The 16,282-nt window shown below is 59.5% G+C and carries 16 protein-coding genes; 8 read left to right on the top strand and 8 right to left on the bottom strand.

Going from position 1 to position 16,282, the window contains the following annotated elements:
• Positions 1–68 precede the first annotated feature (68 nt).
• Positions 69–443: a hypothetical protein gene (locus IP76_RS13205; protein WP_054158684.1), complete on the top strand. Its 375-nt coding sequence runs from the start codon at positions 69–71 to the stop codon at positions 441–443.
• Between the two features lie 117 nt (positions 444–560).
• Positions 561–881, top strand: a complete 321-nt coding sequence (locus tag IP76_RS13200) for a 2Fe-2S iron-sulfur cluster-binding protein (RefSeq protein WP_054158683.1) — start codon at positions 561–563, stop codon at positions 879–881.
• Positions 882–1,155: 274 nt separating this feature from the next.
• Here IP76_RS13200 and IP76_RS13195 read toward each other — a convergent pair whose 3' ends face one another.
• Positions 1,156–1,779: a DUF922 domain-containing Zn-dependent protease gene (locus IP76_RS13195; protein WP_054158682.1), complete on the bottom strand. Its 624-nt coding sequence runs from the start codon at positions 1,777–1,779 to the stop codon at positions 1,156–1,158.
• Between the two features lie 177 nt (positions 1,780–1,956).
• On the opposite strand from IP76_RS13195, the gene folP reads away from it, so the two are divergent.
• Genes folP through folK form a run of 3 tightly spaced genes read left to right on the top strand, consistent with a single transcriptional unit; the run spans position 1,957 to position 3,641 of the window.
• A complete protein-coding gene (gene folP, locus IP76_RS13190) occupies positions 1,957–2,763 on the top strand; it encodes a dihydropteroate synthase (RefSeq protein WP_082352531.1) in 807 nt (268 codons plus the stop codon).
• Position 2,764: 1 nt separating this feature from the next.
• Complete coding sequence (folB, locus tag IP76_RS13185; RefSeq protein WP_054158680.1) at positions 2,765–3,136, top strand: dihydroneopterin aldolase; 372 nt, start codon at positions 2,765–2,767, stop codon at positions 3,134–3,136.
• A gap of 1 nt (position 3,137) precedes the next feature.
• Positions 3,138–3,641, top strand: a complete 504-nt coding sequence (gene folK / locus IP76_RS13180; RefSeq protein WP_054158679.1) for a 2-amino-4-hydroxy-6-hydroxymethyldihydropteridine diphosphokinase — start codon at positions 3,138–3,140, stop codon at positions 3,639–3,641.
• Between the two features lie 30 nt (positions 3,642–3,671).
• On the opposite strand, the gene IP76_RS13175 is transcribed toward folK, so the two are convergent.
• The 4 genes from IP76_RS13175 to IP76_RS13160 form a co-directional block, all read right to left on the bottom strand.
• Positions 3,672–4,217, bottom strand: coding sequence for a hypothetical protein (locus tag IP76_RS13175; RefSeq protein WP_054158678.1), 546 nt, complete (start codon positions 4,215–4,217; stop codon positions 3,672–3,674).
• Positions 4,218–4,350: 133 nt separating this feature from the next.
• Positions 4,351–5,445, bottom strand: coding sequence for a YcjF family protein (locus tag IP76_RS13170; protein WP_054158677.1), 1,095 nt, complete (start codon positions 5,443–5,445; stop codon positions 4,351–4,353).
• Positions 5,442–6,914 (bottom strand): YcjX family protein, encoded by a 1,473-nt coding sequence (locus IP76_RS13165; RefSeq protein WP_054158736.1) that lies wholly within the window; start codon positions 6,912–6,914, stop codon positions 5,442–5,444. The genes IP76_RS13170 and IP76_RS13165 overlap by 4 nt, the downstream gene beginning before the upstream one ends.
• 126 nt (positions 6,915–7,040) lie before the next feature.
• Entirely contained in the window at positions 7,041–7,532 is a 492-nt protein-coding gene (locus tag IP76_RS13160) for a histidine phosphatase family protein (RefSeq protein WP_054158676.1), read from the bottom strand.
• Positions 7,533–7,801: 269 nt separating this feature from the next.
• On the opposite strand from IP76_RS13160, the gene dksA reads away from it, so the two are divergent.
• Positions 7,802–8,221 (top strand): RNA polymerase-binding protein DksA, encoded by a 420-nt coding sequence (gene dksA, locus IP76_RS13155; protein WP_054158675.1) that lies wholly within the window; start codon positions 7,802–7,804, stop codon positions 8,219–8,221.
• Positions 8,222–8,346: 125 nt separating this feature from the next.
• Here the strand turns inward: dksA and IP76_RS13150 are convergent, their stop codons facing one another.
• Positions 8,347–10,065 carry a flagellar biosynthetic protein FliO gene (locus tag IP76_RS13150; RefSeq protein WP_054158674.1) on the bottom strand — a complete coding sequence of 573 codons (1,719 nt, stop codon included), beginning with the start codon at positions 10,063–10,065 and terminating at the stop codon, positions 8,347–8,349.
• Between the two features lie 256 nt (positions 10,066–10,321).
• Between IP76_RS13150 and cckA the strand changes: the two genes are divergently transcribed.
• Entirely contained in the window at positions 10,322–12,946 is a 2,625-nt protein-coding gene (gene cckA, locus IP76_RS13145) for a cell cycle histidine kinase CckA (protein WP_054158673.1), read from the top strand.
• Between the two features lie 95 nt (positions 12,947–13,041).
• On the opposite strand, the gene IP76_RS13140 is transcribed toward cckA, so the two are convergent.
• Positions 13,042–13,968, bottom strand: coding sequence for a pseudouridine-5'-phosphate glycosidase (locus tag IP76_RS13140; RefSeq protein ID WP_054158672.1), 927 nt, complete (start codon positions 13,966–13,968; stop codon positions 13,042–13,044).
• A gap of 29 nt (positions 13,969–13,997) precedes the next feature.
• Entirely contained in the window at positions 13,998–14,942 is a 945-nt protein-coding gene (locus IP76_RS13135) for a carbohydrate kinase family protein (protein WP_054158671.1), read from the bottom strand.
• A 241-nt stretch (positions 14,943–15,183) separates the two neighbouring features.
• On the opposite strand from IP76_RS13135, the gene recA reads away from it, so the two are divergent.
• Positions 15,184–16,272 carry a recombinase RecA gene (gene recA, locus IP76_RS13130; RefSeq protein WP_054158670.1) on the top strand — a complete coding sequence of 363 codons (1,089 nt, stop codon included), beginning with the start codon at positions 15,184–15,186 and terminating at the stop codon, positions 16,270–16,272.
• Positions 16,273–16,282: the final 10 nt, after the last annotated feature.

The raw sequence follows: 16,282 nt of genomic DNA, 5'->3' as shown, positions 1-16,282 counted from the left end.
GGTGTCGATGGTCTCATGTCATTTGTGCCGTCCGGAACTTTGAAGTGGATAACGGAAGGACGGCCTCCATGACTGCGGCTCTGAACATCGCCTTTGAGGCTCCAGATGTCATACGGGCACCCGGCTCGAGCAAGACTCGGCCGGTCGACCTGATTGCCATTGCCGTGCAGACGCGCGGTGACAAGGGAGCAGAACTTGAACTCCTGCAGGGCTTTGCCCGCCAGGCCCGCGGCTGCCTGCTGACATTGTCGGCCGGGTCATCGCAGGCGGAAACCCGTCAGGCGGCAACCCGGTTGCGCAATTCGGCGCTGACTGTTGGCGCTCTGGATGTCGTCACCGCTGCGGAACTGATTGAAACCAAGGGCGTGACGCCCGATACCGTCGCGAGCGTCAGCGCTGCCGTTCTTGCGGCTGAGCACTTCATCTTGAAGCTTGCTCGTTGAGAGGCTTGCGGCTGGATTGACCGCCAATTGGCCGCATGGTCGGGCGTGTTGACTGCCCCCGGGATTTGGGGGAAGACATCGCCCGTGTAAAAATCAAGCGGAGCATGGGTTAACAGTATGGCCAATATTACCATTGTCGCGTTCGACGGCACCCGTTTCGACATCGCGGCCCAGGATGGGTCGACGGTCATGGAGAATGCCGTTCGTAATTCGGTGCCGGGTATCGATGCCGAATGTGGTGGTGCCTGTGCTTGCGCTACCTGTCATGTCTATGTTGACGATGGTTGGGCCGCCAAGGTCGGGACTCCGTCGCCGATGGAAGAAGACATGCTGGATTTTGCCGTTGATGTCCGACCGACCTCGCGTCTTTCCTGTCAGATCAAGCTTACGGCTGATCTTGATGGTCTCGTCGTGCATGTGCCGGAGCGGCAGGGCTGAGCTTTCCTAAAAAAGCCCCGCTCTCGCTTTTGCGGGAGCGGGGCAATTGGGCGCATCGCCAGGCAGGCGAGGGAGGAAACACCTGCGGCACCAGAACGCGCCTGGGAGAACTTGGATGAGGTTGCTGCTGCAAGTTGATTGAGCACAACCTTATTTCAGTTTTCACGCAAGTTCTACGCTCACAAATTGCCAGTTATTCACAGGTGGCGGCGCAAGTTTCGGGCAAGCTGGTGCAGCCATGCATCTGCGCTTGGCAAAAATTCGGGATGACTTTTTACGGCTTCTGCCGCGTTTGTGCGCGGTAGCGCAGGATCCGAATCATTCTGTCTTCGAAATTTTTCGATTCGATTCGGTCGAACGTCATCTGCGCTCTGTCATGCGCCTGGGTCACTTCCTCCGTCACCAGAGAAACGCGGTCCTGTAGCCGGTCGCAGTCCACCTCCGGACGCAAGCGCTTCAATCGGCGCTCGAGTTCATAGGCATGCTGCTTGGCAATCTCGGCATGACGCTCTTCATGACGTTTAATGTCGGCGGACAAGGCATCCCAGATCAGCCCCAGATCGGCATTGGCACGCCGGCGGTTCTTCCATCGGGGCAGAATTAGTTTCGTCTTCAAGGTCACAGTTGCGTCATCGATCGCGCAGCGACCGGCGCTGTGGGCGTAGGTCACGTCGCCGCCGAAGCGGATCTGTGTGGCGCCCGGATGACGACCACCAGTCGATTGGGTCAGTGGTCCTTTGCGGCTCAACTCCGCGTCAAGATCTGCTGCACTCCGTCCGCCGATGTCGAAATAGGTGATTGTCTTGCGCACGACCGTTTCGGCACGAGCTGCGGGAGAAACGGCGAGAACCAGACATGCAATCATTAGAACGGTTCGGAGGCGGGGTATTCTCTTCATTCTTCAATCCGCAATGTTGTATTCCCCGAAGCCTTCGGGCATAGCCGAGCCGGAAGGCGATTTCCACCCTTGCAGCTTTTCCTCGAACACGACAGAGGCCCGGTGACAATCGATAACAAGTTTATCTGGCAGCTTGGCCATGGGCGCTCCTTGCCGTTGGGTGAGATTGGCGCGCTGATGGCGATCGTCAATGTGACTCCGGACTCCTTTTCCGATGGCGGACTGCACGCAACGACGGACGCAGCCGTCCGTCATGCTCGTGGCTGCCTTGAGGCAGGTGCGGCCATTCTCGACGTCGGCGGGGAATCCACGCGGCCGGGCGCGGCCGGAGTGGATGCGAAAGAGGAGCAGGCCAGGATCATTCCGGTGATCGAAGAACTTGTCGCCTCGACCGATGCGCTGATTTCCGTCGATACCTACAGAGCCGATACTGCGGCTGCCGCTCTCAATGCCGGTGCTCATATCATCAATGATGTCTATGGCTTGCAGCGGGATCCGGCGATGGCCGAGGTCGTTGCTGCTGCGGGCGCTGGCCTCTGCATCATGCATACGGGCCGCGATCGCGAGCGGCTTTCTGATCCGATCGCGGATCAGTTTGCATTTCTCGATCGTTCGCTCGCGATTGCAGAACGAGCCGGCGTGCGTCGCGAAGCCATAGTGCTCGATCCAGGATTTGGCTTTGCCAAGGAGACGCCGCAGGAAAATTGGGGTCTGATGGCCCGTATCGAAGAACTCGGAGCCTATGGACTGCCGCTTTTGGTGGGTACTTCGCGCAAGCGCTTCCTCGGTGCCCTGACAGGTCGCGATGCGGTGGATCGGGATGTGGCGACCGCCGCCACCACTGTTGCCCTTCGTATGGCTGGTGCCTGCGTTTTCCGTGTCCATAATGTCGCGATGAACCGGGATGCGCTGCTGGTCGCCGATGCTATGCTCGCTGCGCGCCGTGCAATCGGCGCGCCTGAACAATCGGGAGGACACGCCTGACATGGCGGCCATCTTCACCATTACCTTGAAGAACTGTAGTTTCTTTGCCCATCACGGTGTCTTCGCCGAGGAGGCAGTGCTTGGGCAGCGCTTTTTTGTCGATGCAGAATTCGATGTCGATGCGGAGGCTGCCGCCGAGACCGATACGCTCGATGGGACCGTGCACTACGGCATTGCGTTTCAGGTCATTGAAGAAATCGTGACGGGTGCGCGTCGGCAGTTGATCGAGGCTCTGGCGCTTGCAATTGCGCGCGGTTTGCTCGACCGGTTTCCGGAAATTCTGCGTGTGCGTGCCACTGTGCGCAAGCCGAGTGCTCCGATCGCCGGCATCCTCGACCATGTGCAGGTGAGCGTTGAGCAGTTCAGAGCCTGACATGTGGCATTTCGCGACGCTTGGTCTTGGCGGCAATCTCGGCGATCCGGCGGCCGCAATGGCGCATGCCTTGCAGCGTCTGGATGAGCGGGAGGACTGTCGTGTGCTCGACGTGTCCAGGCTCTATCGAACGCCGCCCTGGGGCAAGACGGATCAGGCGGATTTTTACAATGCTTGCGCCGCGATCGAGACGCGTCTTGAGCCTGAGGCTCTGCTGTTTGCGTGTCTCGACATTGAGCGTGAGATGAAGCGTGTGCGCTCAGAGCGTTGGGGTCCAAGGACGATCGATATCGATATCCTGACTTATGGCGATATTGAACTGCATGTGGACGTTCTGACGCTGCCGCATCCACGCATGACGCAGAGGGCGTTCGTCTTGTTGCCCCTGGCGGACATTCGTCCTGATCTCGCCGTGTCTGGGCGCAGCGTTGCTTCTTGGTTGAGCGCGAGTGATCAGACGGGAATTCAGGTTGCAAACGAAAACCGCGCCTGGTGGCGCGGTTGATCGTGTAAGCATTCAAGTTTCAAAAGGCGCTTAGTCGTTTGAAGCCTGCGCGACGTCCTGACGGTTCAGCTTGAGGCCGATGACCGGGATCATTTGATCTTCAACCTTGACTGAAATTGTGATGTTCATCGAATCATCTTCATCGAGGCGCGCCACCATTGCGCCGTTCAACTTGGCGCGATTGATGCCCATCACGGCACGATTGCCGGCGACCTGGCCGGAGACGATATCGAGACCCTTGCCATCTGCGCCATCAAGGAACTGGCCCTTATAGCCATCACCCTTGTTCGAGATGACGGCCGACATTGGCTGGCTGAATACGCCGACGCGGCAAGTGCCGTCGAGCTTGAGGCCGGTTTCCCGGCCTTCGGCGGCCAGGCCGGTCAGGTTGCAGGTAAACTTGGTGCCTTTGTACTTGCCCGCGACAATTTCTCCCGGCCCCTTCCAGATGCCTGCAACGGATTCGAAGAAGCGCTTGTCGCGCGAAGCCGCATCGGCAACGGTTGCCGGTGTCAGAGCCACCGCGGCGAGGATCGCGGCGCAACGGCCGAGTGTCGAAGTGGAGCAAATAGACATCGATAAACCTTGGTACGAGAAACCAGTGAGCCCGCACATACGGTAGCCGGAAAATGGTTAATGTATTATTGCATTACCCTTTCGTCTCCGCTGATACAATCGACAAACGTCACAGGTCAAGTCGCGACCGCTCTCAGGTGGTCGTGTTGCTGCCTCTTCCCGTTACCGAAGGTGTGAGATCTGACACGAAGTCGCCAATTCCCGGTCGCTTGTTGGCCCGGAAAGGCAGGGGGCGGCAGAGGTCCATGGCTGCGATACCGATTCGTGCCGTCATCAGGCCATTGATTACCCCTTCACCGAGCCGTGTTGAAAGCCGTGCGGCAAGGCCGTGACCGAGGACCTGTTGGGCAATGCCGTCGCCGACAGCAATCGAGCCAGTGACCGCCAAATGCGCGATGACATCCCTCAGCAATCGTAGCATGCCAAGAGAGCCTGGACGGCCGCCATAGAGCTCTGCCATGGCGCGCACAAGCCTCACCACTTCGAAGATGACATAGGCGAGGTCGACAACTGCACGGGGGCTGACGGCTGTTACGACCGAGACGCGTTTGGCAGAGTTCAGAATCAGGCTACGGGCCTGTGCGTCGAGGGGTGACAGAAGTTCCCGCTCGACCAACTCTATCAGCTGGGGGCCGTCAATAATGTCGTCCTTTGATGCGGTGAGCGCGGCCACGCCGCGGGCCGTCTCGGCACGATGGCCGACCAGAGACACAAGCTTGTCAACAACGGATTGTGCCGGAGGCCGCAGACGTGATGCGGAAGCGGCTTCGGCTTGTGCCTTCAGCGACTGGACGGCTTCAAGGCGATAGAGACCGAGGCCCTCCCGCACAACGAGGCCCAGGACGGCTGCAAGGCCGACAAAGGCAGCCGCGGCTGCGGTATAGCCCAACCAGTCGGCACGTGCGAACAGATCCCGGATCAACTGGTCGGTCCAAAGGCCAATCGCCAGTGACAGAAGCAGGCTGAAGGCGCCGGCTGCCAGCTTGGCAAATGAAAAGCGTCGTTTGCGAGGGGTAGCTTGAGGCGTTTCGGTGACATCCGTGCCGGCGATGAATGGGTCTTGGTCATCAGGGACGATCTCGACGGGTGCGGCAAAGCTGCGCGGTGCGCGGGCAGGGCTTTGAGCCGAGGCGCTCGTGCTCTCATCGCTTGCGACGGCAAAGGAAGCGGGTCGGCGCGGCTTGTCTTGTCCAGTTTCGGTCGAAGATGGATCTTTTGGACGCGTCATGCGAGGCGATCTCCCAGCAGGAACTGAAGGGCGCGGTCAAGCCGGATATGCGGCACAGACAGGTTGATCGATCCCTTCCTGTCGACAAGCGGCGGGCGGAAGCGGACAATGGACAGATCCGCGAGTGCGGCGGCGCTCTCGCCGGCATCAACCGACCGAAAGTAAGCCTCTGGATCGATCGGCAGGTCGCCCGGAAAGACTGCAGTCGAGCGTTCACCGTCGAAGATCTCGTCGCCGATGCGCTCATCCTTTATGGGTGTACCAACGATCACCGGCAGGTCGTGGCCGTCCTGGCGAACATTTCCCTCACGTGTTGCCCGAACCGAAGCAATTGCCATGACCTCGATCCCGGCGCCGGTGGAACCGATGGTCTGCACCGCCCGGTTCACGAGTCGACGTGTCAGCGTTTCCAGCCGGTCATGGCTCTCATGGTGCAAGTGATCGGCCTTTGTTGCCGCAACCAGAACCTTGTCAATCCGACGGCGAAGGAGCGAGGTCAGGATGTTGTTGGAGCCCGCACGAAAACAGGCGAGGACATCGCCAAGGGCGCGTTCCAGGTCTTGTACAGCTTCGGGGCCGCGATTGAGCGCCTGTAAGGCGTCGACGAGAACAATCTGCCGATCGAGCCGGGCGAAATGCTCGCGAAAGAAAGGTTTGACCACCACAGACTTGTACGCCTCGAACCGCCTTTCCATCATCGCACGCAACGAACCCTTGGGGGCAGTGCCGTCGGCCAGGACAGGAAGCGGAGCGAAGGTAAGGGCAGGTGAGCCTTCCAGATCACCCGGCATCAGAAAGCGGCCGGGAGGCAGCGTGGACAGGGACCGTTCGTCTGATTTGCAGAGCCTCAGATAGGTGGTGAAGGTTTCTGCCAGGCGTCTTGCCGTCATCTCATCGGCAGGGGCGTCAGGATTGAGGTTTGATGCCAGCTCGCGCCACGGCCGCGACAGTTCCGCACGGACGCCTGATACGGACAGCGCTGCGGTCGTCTCGCTGAATGTCCGGTAGTCCTGATCCAGCAAGGGCAAGTCGAGCAGCCATTCGCCCGGATAGTCGACGATGTCGATCGACAGGCGACCTGGTGAAAGCATCCGCGACCAGGTGCTGGCGCTCCGATAGTCGATCGTGAGGCGTAGCTCTGATATCGCGCGAGTCGAATCTGGCCAGATCCGGTCATGGACCAGTGCCCTGATGTGGTCCTCATATTGAAAACGGGGCACGGCGTCGTCTGGTTGCTCTTCAAGCCGGGTGCTGGCGATCCGACCGGAACGCAAGGGTTCGAATAGCGGCAGGCGGCCACCATGCAGCAAGTTGTGAACCAGTGACGAAATGAAGACCGTTTTTCCAGCACGCGACAGGCCGGTGACACCCAGTCTGATCGTCGGATTGACAAGACCCGAAGCGCGGTCGGCGATGTTGTCGAAGGCGATGGCGGCTTCGTCGACAAGTCCACTCAGCGATGGCGGCAATGTCATATCCTACTAGGGTTTGCTGGTCGTCATGTTGAAGCAGGGCTCTGCGTCGGCAGTCTCCGATATAGGATCTCGATCAACATGGAAAAAGAGGGCGGCGTCGCGTCTGTCTGCCGGGAGGCGTCAGCCGATCAGAAAATCCTTCAGCGCCCATGTTTTGTCGGCCACTTCCAGGACTGCGAGGCCTGAGGTTGGGTATCCGTCCGGTATTGTCCGTCCGACGACGTCATGGCCGCAAAGATGAGCTAAGACTTCTTCCATCGCCGGATTGTGCCCAATCAACATGAGAGACTGGACGCCGCGCGTCGCGCCCAGAAGTTCAAGATAGGTATCTGCTGGCGCATTGTAGAGTTCGTCGACGAAACGAACCTCTTCCAGGCCTGGAAAGGCGCGTCCGAAAGCGTCGAACGTCTGACGGCATCGCCTGGCGGTGGAGCTTACGACGAGTTCCGGTCGGTAGCCACGATCTGCGGCAGCGTCCGCAACGAGTTCTGCTTCGGCGAAACCGGCGTCGGAAAGTGTTCGGTCGAAATCGCGACCGCCCGGCTCGGCCCAGCCCGACTTGGCATGACGCAGCAGATAAAGGCGCGTGGGAGGCGAAAGGAAGGGCGTCATCCGTCGGTTCCGCATGAGATCAACGAGCTCTGACCTAGCTGCTTACGCCCCTCCGCGTCAACTGTCCGCTGGTTGGGCAGCAACAGTGGCTTGCGTAAGGGGAAGTCTCTGGTGTCGACCAGTTCTCAAAAATTAATGCTTAAAAAATAGCAGTTTAGCTGAAAATTGTGACAGACTTAAAAAGGTGTCTTCAATGCTTGCAAGGCTTGAACCGCTTGCAATGAAAGGATATACACCCGCCCAGTGAGATGTTCTTCAGGAGAATCGCGTTGAGTGAGAAGATCGATCTTAGCAGCTACGTTCTGTCGGAAGACGACGAGTTCATGAATGTTAGCCAGCGTGCCTACTTCAGAGCCAAGCTCGTCGCCTGGAAGAATGAGATCCTCCGCGAAGCGCGGGAGACACTCGATCACCTGGCCGAAGAAAGCGCAAATCATCCTGATCTCGCCGATCGGGCTTCCTCCGAAACAGACCGTGCCATCGAATTGCGCGCCCGTGACCGGCAGCGCAAATTGATCTCCAAAATCGACGCGGCGCTTCAGCGCATCGACGATGGCACCTATGGCTATTGCGAGGAAACCGGCGAGCCGATCGGATTGAAGCGGCTTGATGCTCGTCCAATCGCCACCTTGTCGATAGAGGCGCAAGAGCGTCATGAACGGCGCGAAAAAGTCTATCGCGACGAATGATCTCTGGACAAAGGGGGGCTGAAATTGTCGAGGTCTCGGCGATCTCGTCAATTTCACTGCCTTGTTTTCAATCGGCCAGCCGCAAGGCGGGCCGATTGTCGTTTGGGTCGAGTATTGATCCTGACTTACGGATTGCGGCTCGCCGACATCTCTCCGAAGATACGGGCTATTTCGTTTTGCAGGCTGGGTTCGTTGGCGCTTTCCGCATCGGGTGTCAGCTTTGAGTCATCCACAGCATTCTGCCGGCGCTCGCCAAGAATGAGGTCCATAGGCAGGCGTGGCGTTTCAGTCAGAACGTCAGGCACAACCTGCGAGACGGCGGGTCTTGGACCAGCGGCCGCAGGGCCCGGCGTGGGGCTGGCGGCAAGATGCAGGGCCATCTCCTCTTCAAGCACGCGCTCGAATTCGCTGATGTCGCGTTTTGGCTCTTCGGCGGCGGCTGCCGCGAATGGCGTTACGGTTTTGCTCGTGAAACGTTCGGCTTCGAAAGGACGTGGTTCGCGACGGGGTTCCGGTGCCAAAACCTTTTGCCGGGCGGCTTCGAGCACTGCCTCGACATCCGGGATTTCGGTCTTGAGCGGTGCGCTCTCCAAGGTCGGCTCTGTGCGCTGTGGCAACGGCCTCGCTGCTGACAGGTGTTCCAGTTCGTCGCGTTCGTCCGAAACAGGTTCCACGGTCACGACTGGTGCTGCAAATTCAGGCTCGACCGAATGGTCGAGGCTGAAAACCGGTTCGCGGAGCGACGATGGTGCCTGAGGTGCCTCGATCTGTGGTGCGGTTTCCTCAGTGGCCGAGATCTCTGGCCGAATGTCTGGGATGGCTGCCTGATCGATGGTTCCAGCGCGATCATCTCGCGCATTGATCGCGATTTCTGCCCGCGGATGGGAGGTGGCCGACGTGGAGAATGTCGGGATCTGCGCCGCAGGCATGATCGGTGCCATTGGTGGCGCGATCGTTGCTACGGGTTCCACCTTCTCTGGCAACGTGGTTGCCATTGCCATCACCGGTCCAGCCGTGGCGGTTGCCGCGCTGAAGGCGGCAGCAAGCGGAGCGATATCCGCCTGCGCGGCTGTTGCCGTAACCGGAGGGACAAGCTGTTCGCTTGCGAAGTTGGTTGGCTGAGACGTGCTGCGTGGCGTGCGTTCCTCCGCACGCAGTGTACCGACGTCGACCGCGGGAGTGGGGCTCGGCTCCACAGGTTTGGTCATCGCTTTTGCGACGACTGGAGCGGCCACTGGGGTTTCCATTCGAACTTGCCGGGGTGCCTCCGTGGATGCGAACATGGGCGCGGATTGCGGCGTAACGTCTGGCGCGCGCATTGCCGGCGCAGCCGGTTGTCCGCGACGTTCGACCTGGATCGGTGGCTGGAGCATCTCAGGCGTCGGGGAAGCGTTGGGTGCGGGGTCGGCCTCAGCCTTCGGCGTGGTCTCGGCGATGGCGGGCATGACAGGTAACGGACGCTCGGTCGGCGCCACCAAAACGGGCTCTGCAACGCTCTTGGCCGGAATCGTCTCGCGCTCGCTTGCCTGAACTGCCACGGTTGACAAATAGGCGCGGTCATCGCCGATGCCACTCTCGATGACGATATCCGTCGGACCGCCGATCATCACGAGGTGCTCGACATTGTCGCGGCGGATGAGGACGATGCGGCGGCGCGTGTCGACGGCGGCGGCATCGAGAACCTGTAGCCGCGGCTGCCGGTTTCTTCCGCCGCGCACAAAGGGCGAGGGCGCTCGGTTGCGCAGTAACCACAAGACGATGAAGAGGCAGAGGAGCCCGAGAGCGACCCCCAAGGCAGCGACCATGAAATTATCGCCGTAAGCCGAAATCAGTTCGTCAACCATATGATACGCTCCCTATTGCTGGCTTTTCTGGCAGAAGATGTTCCAATGCGCAATCGGCGCTCAGGGGTGCGCGCAGCCGATACCAGCGATCAAATGAGAGAGAATGGCCACTGATTGCGGCATTCCTGTGGGATAGGCCGCTCAAGGCGGGTCTTGAACCCTTTCTTTGCTTTTTGCAGGCAAGCCAAGTTGATAAACAGAAGCTGCACGATTCTCGTTGACGTTGACGGGGGCGCGTGATGAGCGAGAGGCATTGATGACACGACAACAGACGGACCGCGACGGAGAGGGCGCCCTGGTCGAGCGCCGCGGCGGTGCCGGTACGGCATTGCGCATTCTCGTCCTGGCGCTGGTGCTGATCGCCGCTTCGGCTGCCTTCGTGTTCTTCCGCGAGCAACTGGACAACGAACTCTTTCTCGGAATCCTTGGCGTGTTGGCGATGATGGGGATTTTCTTCATCGTTTCCGCCGTGATCGGTTTTGTCGAAGTCATGCCGCAGCCGCAGGGCGACAGCTTGTCGAGACGGTTTCTTGCGAGCCAGCCGGAAGGCACGCTGATCACCGACGAGCAGGGCCGTATCGTCTATGCCAATACCGCCTATGGCGCGATGACCGGCGCACAGAAGGCCACGGACGTCCAGACGCTGGAAGCTTTATTGTCGCGTCACCGCGAATCCAGCGAGGCCTTGTATCGATTGACCAATGGTTTGCGCGAAGGGCGCGAAACCTACGAGGAATTTCGGCTGTTGAAGCCGCTTGGCAGCCAGACGGCCAATGGCTCTGGCGCACACTGGTATCGTCTCAAGGCAAGGCTCCTGCCTGGTGAGGGACGGGGCAAAGGCCTGCATGTCTGGCAATTGTCCGACATCACGATAGAGCGGGACGATCAGGAGCGGTTCTTTAAGGAATTGCAGCACGCGATCGACTATCTCGATCATGCGCCTGCCGGCTTCTTCTCTGCCGGTCGCAAGGGTGAGATCTACTATCTGAACGCGACGCTTGCAGAATGGCTGGGCGTAGACCTGACGCAGTTCAATCCTGGCTCTCTCTCGATTTCCGACCTCGTGGCGGGTGAGGGCATGGCGCTGATCGATTCGGTTCAGGCGGAGCCCGGCCAGTCACGCACTGAAACGCTGGATCTCGATCTGCGCCGTACCAACGGTCAGAGCCTGCCCGTGCGCCTTGTCCACCGGGTTCGGGCCGCCCGTGACGGTGCGCCGGGCGAAAGCCGCTCGATCGTATTGTCCCGCCAGCAGGGCGATGGCTCCGATCAGTCGGATTCGGTCGCATCTATGCGGTTTACCCGTTTCTTCAACAATACGCCGATGGCGATTGCTTCCGTGGACGGCGAAGGCCGCATCCTGCGCACCAATGCGCCGTTCATGAAGCTGTTCTCCGACATCATTTCTCGCGACGAAATCGACCGCCAGGAGCGGATCGAGGTCGTGCTGCATGAGAGCGAACGCGAGGAGTTTCGCCGTGCACTGGCCTCGGCAAAGGACCGGCAGGTCGATATTTCGCCAATCGACAGCCGTCACCCAAGCAATGACGCGCGCAATTTCCGTTTTTACGTCAATGCTGTGATCGACCAGAGCGACGAGGCGCCCGAAGAGGCGGCCATCGTCTATGCCGTCGACGTCACCGACCAGAAGGCGCTTGAGGCGCAAATGGCGCAGACGCAGAAGATGAATGCGGTGGGCACACTTGCGGGCGGCATTGCACATGACTTCAACAACGTGCTGACGGCCATCCTTCTGTCGTCCGATCACCTGCTCCTGCAGGCACGGCCATCGGACGCGAGCTTTGCCGATCTGATGGAAATCAAACGCAATGCCAACCGTGCCGCCGTTCTGGTGCGCCAGTTGCTGGCCTTCTCGCGCAAGCAGACGATGCGGCCATCGGTCTTGAATCTGACCGACGTCATCGGCGATCTGCGCATGTTGGTCGATCGTTTGATTTCGGGCACCAATGTCAAGCTGAAGGTCGAATATGGACGTGACCTCTGGCCGGTGAAAACCGATCTGTCACAGTTCGAGCAGGTACTGATCAATCTCTGCGTCAATGCGCGAGATGCCATGCCGCAAGGCGGTGCTCTGACGGTTTCGACGCGCAACATTTCCGCTGCGGAGGCGGAGGCCTTCAATTATCGCGGACTGCCGGCCGAAGACATGGTGCTGATCGAGGTTGCCGATACGGGAACGGGCATTGCGCCCGAGATCATGGACAAGATCTTCGAGCCATTCTTTACCACAAAGGAAGTGGGCAAGGGCACCGGACTTGGACTTGCCATGGTCTATGGCATCGTCAAACAGTCTGGCGGCTACATCTATCCGGAGTCCGAAGTCGGCAAGGGTACTGCGTTTAGGATCTTCCTGCCGCGTCATATTCCTGACGTTCAGCCTGTCAACGAGACCGGGCAGGCAACTGCCGTCATCGATGGAGACACGATTACAGTCGTGCCACCTTCCGAAAATGGCGCGGCGGCCGAACAGAAAGACCTGACCGGCAAGTCCGCCGTGGTCTTGCTTGTCGAGGACGAGGAAGCTGTCCGCCGCGGCGGCAAGCGCATGCTCGAGACGCGTGGCTATACGGTGCACGAGGCGGGCTCCGGCGTCGAGGCGCTCGACATTATGGATGAGCTGAATGGTCAGGTGGATATTGTCGTTTCGGACGTTGTCATGCCAGAGATGGACGGCCCAACGCTTCTGACAGAACTGCGCAAGAGCTATCCAGACCTGAAGTTCATCTTTGTATCGGGCTATGCTGAGGACGCTTTTGCGCGCAACCTCCCGGCCGATGCCAAGTTTGGTTTCCTTCCCAAACCCTTCTCGCTCAAGCAGTTGGCGGTTGCGGTCCGCGAAATGCTCGATGGCGAAACCTGACGCAAGCGACAGGATGTCGTGTTGTGCATAAAAGAAAACCGCCAGCGTGAGCTGGCGGTTTTCTTTTAATCGGTCGACCTTGATCTTAAGCCCGTTCAGCTGCCCATGGCCACGGCAATCTCAGCTGCGAGGCGGGCATTGTTTTCAACGAGGGCAATATTGGTCTTCAGGCTGCGGCCACCCGTCAAATGGAAGATATTATCGAGCAGATAAGGGGTCACGGCCTTACCAGTGATCTCGTCACGCTCGGCATTGGCGAGTGCCCGGCCAATATAGATTTCCATCTCTTCGCGCGGGATCTCGTCGGCTTCCGGTACCGGATTGGCGATCAGCATGCCGCCATCAATGCCAAGCTGATCGCGCGTCTTCTGGAAGTTGGCGATCGCAGCCGGGCTCGGCAGGCTCAAGGGGCTGCGCAGACCGGATGCGCGGGACCAGAATGCCGGAAACTCTTCCGAGTCATAGGTTACAACCGGTACGCCGCGTGTTTCCAGGACTTCCAGCGTTTTCGGCACATCAAGAATCGCCTTGGCGCCAGCGCAGACCACGATGACGCCGGTGCAGGCCAGCTCTTCCAGGTCGGCCGAGATGTCAAAGCTCTCTTCGGCACCGCGATGCACGCCGCCGATGCCACCCGTTGCGAACACCTTGATGCCGGCGCGCGAGGCTGCAATCATCGTTGCAGCCACCGTGGTTGCGCCATGGCGACGCTCGGCGATAGCAAAGGCAAGATCGGCGCGGGAAACTTTCATGACATTGTCGAGTTGGGCCAGGGTCTCGAGTTCCTGCGGCTCAAGCCCGATATGCAGCATGCCCTTGATCACTGCGATCGTCGCGGGGACAGCGCCCTGTTGGCGAATGATGTCCTCGACACTCCGGGCCATTTCGATATTGCCGGGATAGGGCATGCCATGGGTGATGATGGTCGACTCAAGCGCGACGATTGGCGCGCCGCGCTGCTTTGCGGCGCTGACTTCGCTCGAATAGGTGATCGGCAGGAGCGGGGAGACGGGACGTGTCATGACGGAACTCTCTTTGGTAGATCATGCCCTCATGGCAGGAAACGGGCGTGCGGGACAAGGGCCATTTGCGTGTCGAGCTGCACCTGCGACAGGTTTTCATCCGTAGCCCGCGCGGTTCGAAGCGTGATCGCGGCGCAGGCGACGGCGCGGCGAAGACGCTCCGCGAGGTCGGCGCCGGACATAAGCGCATCGAGAAATCCGGATGCGAAGGCGTCACCGGCACCCGTGACATCCGCAACTTCGGACAGTGCTGTCGGCTCGATCACAGCAACCTGATTGCCGGCAAAGGCGACGGCTGGACCGCTCCCATTCGTCACTGTTCCGCCGCGCAGTCCGCAAGATTTGAGGAGGCGAGGCCAATCCTCTGGTGTTCTGGCGCGTTCGCCGGCAATTGCTTCCGCCTCGGCGCTGTTCATGAAGAGGTGGTCGAGATGAGCGACAGCGCCATGCAGCTTCATCACCTTGGCGGGGGAAATCGCGATAGCCGCGAGTGGTCGTCCGCGGGCTGCGCAGTCTTTCGATAGCGCAGACAGTGTGTCGGCCGGAAGATTGGCGTCGCAGAGCACATAATTCGCGTCATCGAGGCTGTCACGCATGCTGCGCGCCCGCAACCTTCGTGCGACAAAGGCGTCGTAGAGCGCCATGTCGGCCAATGCGATCACAAGATTGCCGTCTCGTTCCAGGATCGCGGTATAACTCGGGGTGGCACGGTCGAGAAACATTACCGGCTGGTCGTCCAGCCCTGCTCTCTCGGCGGCCTCGGACACCTGCGAACCGGCCGCATCGCCGCCACGCGGAGCGATCAATCGGACGTTTCGGCCAAGTCTCGACAGGTTCGATGCGGCATTGAAGACGCCGCCGCCAACCTCCTCGAACCATTTGCCGGGATTGCTTGCCCCCGGTTTTGTCTCCCCGAAGATGCGCCCGCGCCGGTCGATATGGGCCCCGCCGATGGCCAGGAGATCAAGGTTCATCTGAGCCCCCAAAGCCTGGCTGAAGAGCGAATCGGGCAGTGCCGCAGCGTTTCGTCGCGTCGGTAGGCTGCCAGGTCCTTACCCCTCGTCTTTTGCCTGGAACAAAGTTCGAACGCGAGACGGAAAGTTCATTAATTCCAGAGGCTTGAGTGGCTCTTGCAAAATGAGAACAAAAAGTGTACATATTGTCCATCGGCGGCTTCATTGCCTATGCGGCTTCAATAACCTAAAGGTGGATCGAATGGCACAGAATTCTTTGCGGCTGGTAGAGGACAAATCGGTGGATAAAAGCAAGGCATTGGAAGCGGCGCTCTCGCAGATCGAACGATCGTTCGGCAAGGGCTCGATCATGAAACTCGGCGCGAACGAGAGTGTGGTCGAAGTCGAGACGGTCTCGACCGGTTCTCTCAGCCTGGATATCGCACTCGGCATAGGCGGTCTGCCGAAGGGGCGTATCATTGAAATTTACGGGCCTGAAAGCTCGGGTAAGACGACGCTGGCGCTTCAGACCATTGCAGAAGCCCAGAAAAAAGGTGGCATTTGCGCGTTTGTTGACGCTGAACACGCACTTGATCCGGTCTATGCGCGCAAACTTGGCGTTGACCTGCAAAATCTTCTGATTTCGCAACCAGATACCGGTGAGCAGGCGCTTGAAATTACCGATACGTTGGTGCGTTCCGGCGCGGTTGACGTGCTTGTTGTCGACTCGGTGGCGGCGCTGACGCCGCGTGCGGAAATCGAAGGGGAAATGGGTGATAGCCTGCCTGGCCTTCAGGCGCGCTTGATGAGTCAGGCACTGCGCAAGCTCACGGCTTCGATTTCGAAGTCGAAGACCATGGTGATTTTCATCAACCAGATCCGTATGAAGATCGGTGTCATGTTCGGCTCGCCGGAAACCACGACTGGCGGCAATGCGCTGAAGTTCTATGCTTCGGTGCGCCTCGATATCCGCCGTATCGGCGCGGTCAAGGATCGTGAAGAGGTGGTCGGCAACCAGACCCGCGTCAAGGTCGTGAAAAACAAGATGGCGCCTCCCTTCAAGCAAGTCGAATTCGACATCATGTATGGCGAGGGCGTGTCGAAGACCGGCGAACTGGTTGACCTTGGTGTCAAGGCGGGGATTGTCGAGAAGTCGGGTGCCTGGTTCTCCTACAACAGTCAACGGTTGGGGCAGGGGCGCGAGAATGCCAAGCTCTTCTTGCGCGACAATCCGGCCGTTGCCCAGGAAATCGAGATGGCCTTGCGGCAAAATGCCGGCCTGATCGCGGAGAAGTTCCTGCAGAATGGTGGGCCGGATGCCAATGATGGTGACGGTGCTGATGATGCGTGAGATCTCCTGA

It is taken from the genome of Rhizobium sp. AAP43 (assembly GCF_001296045.1).
GTDB lineage: Bacteria > Pseudomonadota > Alphaproteobacteria > Rhizobiales > Rhizobiaceae > Allorhizobium.
This window is presented reverse-complemented; position numbering and strand designations above follow the sequence as displayed.

Excerpts from the sequence above, each read along its gene's own strand:
- IP76_RS13150 (WP_054158674.1), bottom strand. The coding sequence starts at position 10,065 with ATGGTTGACGAACTGATTTCGGCTTACGGCGATAATTTCATGGTCGCT.
- folP (WP_082352531.1), top strand. The coding sequence starts at position 1,957 with ATGGCGATCGTCAATGTGACTCCGGACTCCTTTTCCGATGGCGGACTG.
- IP76_RS13170 (WP_054158677.1), bottom strand. The coding sequence starts at position 5,445 with ATGACGCGTCCAAAAGATCCATCTTCGACCGAAACTGGACAAGACAAG.
- folB (WP_054158680.1), top strand. The coding sequence starts at position 2,765 with ATGGCGGCCATCTTCACCATTACCTTGAAGAACTGTAGTTTCTTTGCC.
- IP76_RS13205 (WP_054158684.1), top strand. The coding sequence starts at position 69 with ATGACTGCGGCTCTGAACATCGCCTTTGAGGCTCCAGATGTCATACGG.
- recA (WP_054158670.1), top strand. The coding sequence starts at position 15,184 with ATGGCACAGAATTCTTTGCGGCTGGTAGAGGACAAATCGGTGGATAAA.
- folK (WP_054158679.1), top strand. The coding sequence starts at position 3,138 with ATGTGGCATTTCGCGACGCTTGGTCTTGGCGGCAATCTCGGCGATCCG.
- IP76_RS13160 (WP_054158676.1), bottom strand. The coding sequence starts at position 7,532 with ATGACGCCCTTCCTTTCGCCTCCCACGCGCCTTTATCTGCTGCGTCAT.
- IP76_RS13135 (WP_054158671.1), bottom strand. The coding sequence starts at position 14,942 with ATGAACCTTGATCTCCTGGCCATCGGCGGGGCCCATATCGACCGGCGC.
- cckA (WP_054158673.1), top strand. The coding sequence starts at position 10,322 with ATGACACGACAACAGACGGACCGCGACGGAGAGGGCGCCCTGGTCGAG.
- IP76_RS13175 (WP_054158678.1), bottom strand. The coding sequence starts at position 4,217 with ATGTCTATTTGCTCCACTTCGACACTCGGCCGTTGCGCCGCGATCCTC.
- IP76_RS13200 (WP_054158683.1), top strand. The coding sequence starts at position 561 with ATGGCCAATATTACCATTGTCGCGTTCGACGGCACCCGTTTCGACATC.
- IP76_RS13195 (WP_054158682.1), bottom strand. The coding sequence starts at position 1,779 with ATGAAGAGAATACCCCGCCTCCGAACCGTTCTAATGATTGCATGTCTG.
- IP76_RS13140 (WP_054158672.1), bottom strand. The coding sequence starts at position 13,968 with ATGACACGTCCCGTCTCCCCGCTCCTGCCGATCACCTATTCGAGCGAA.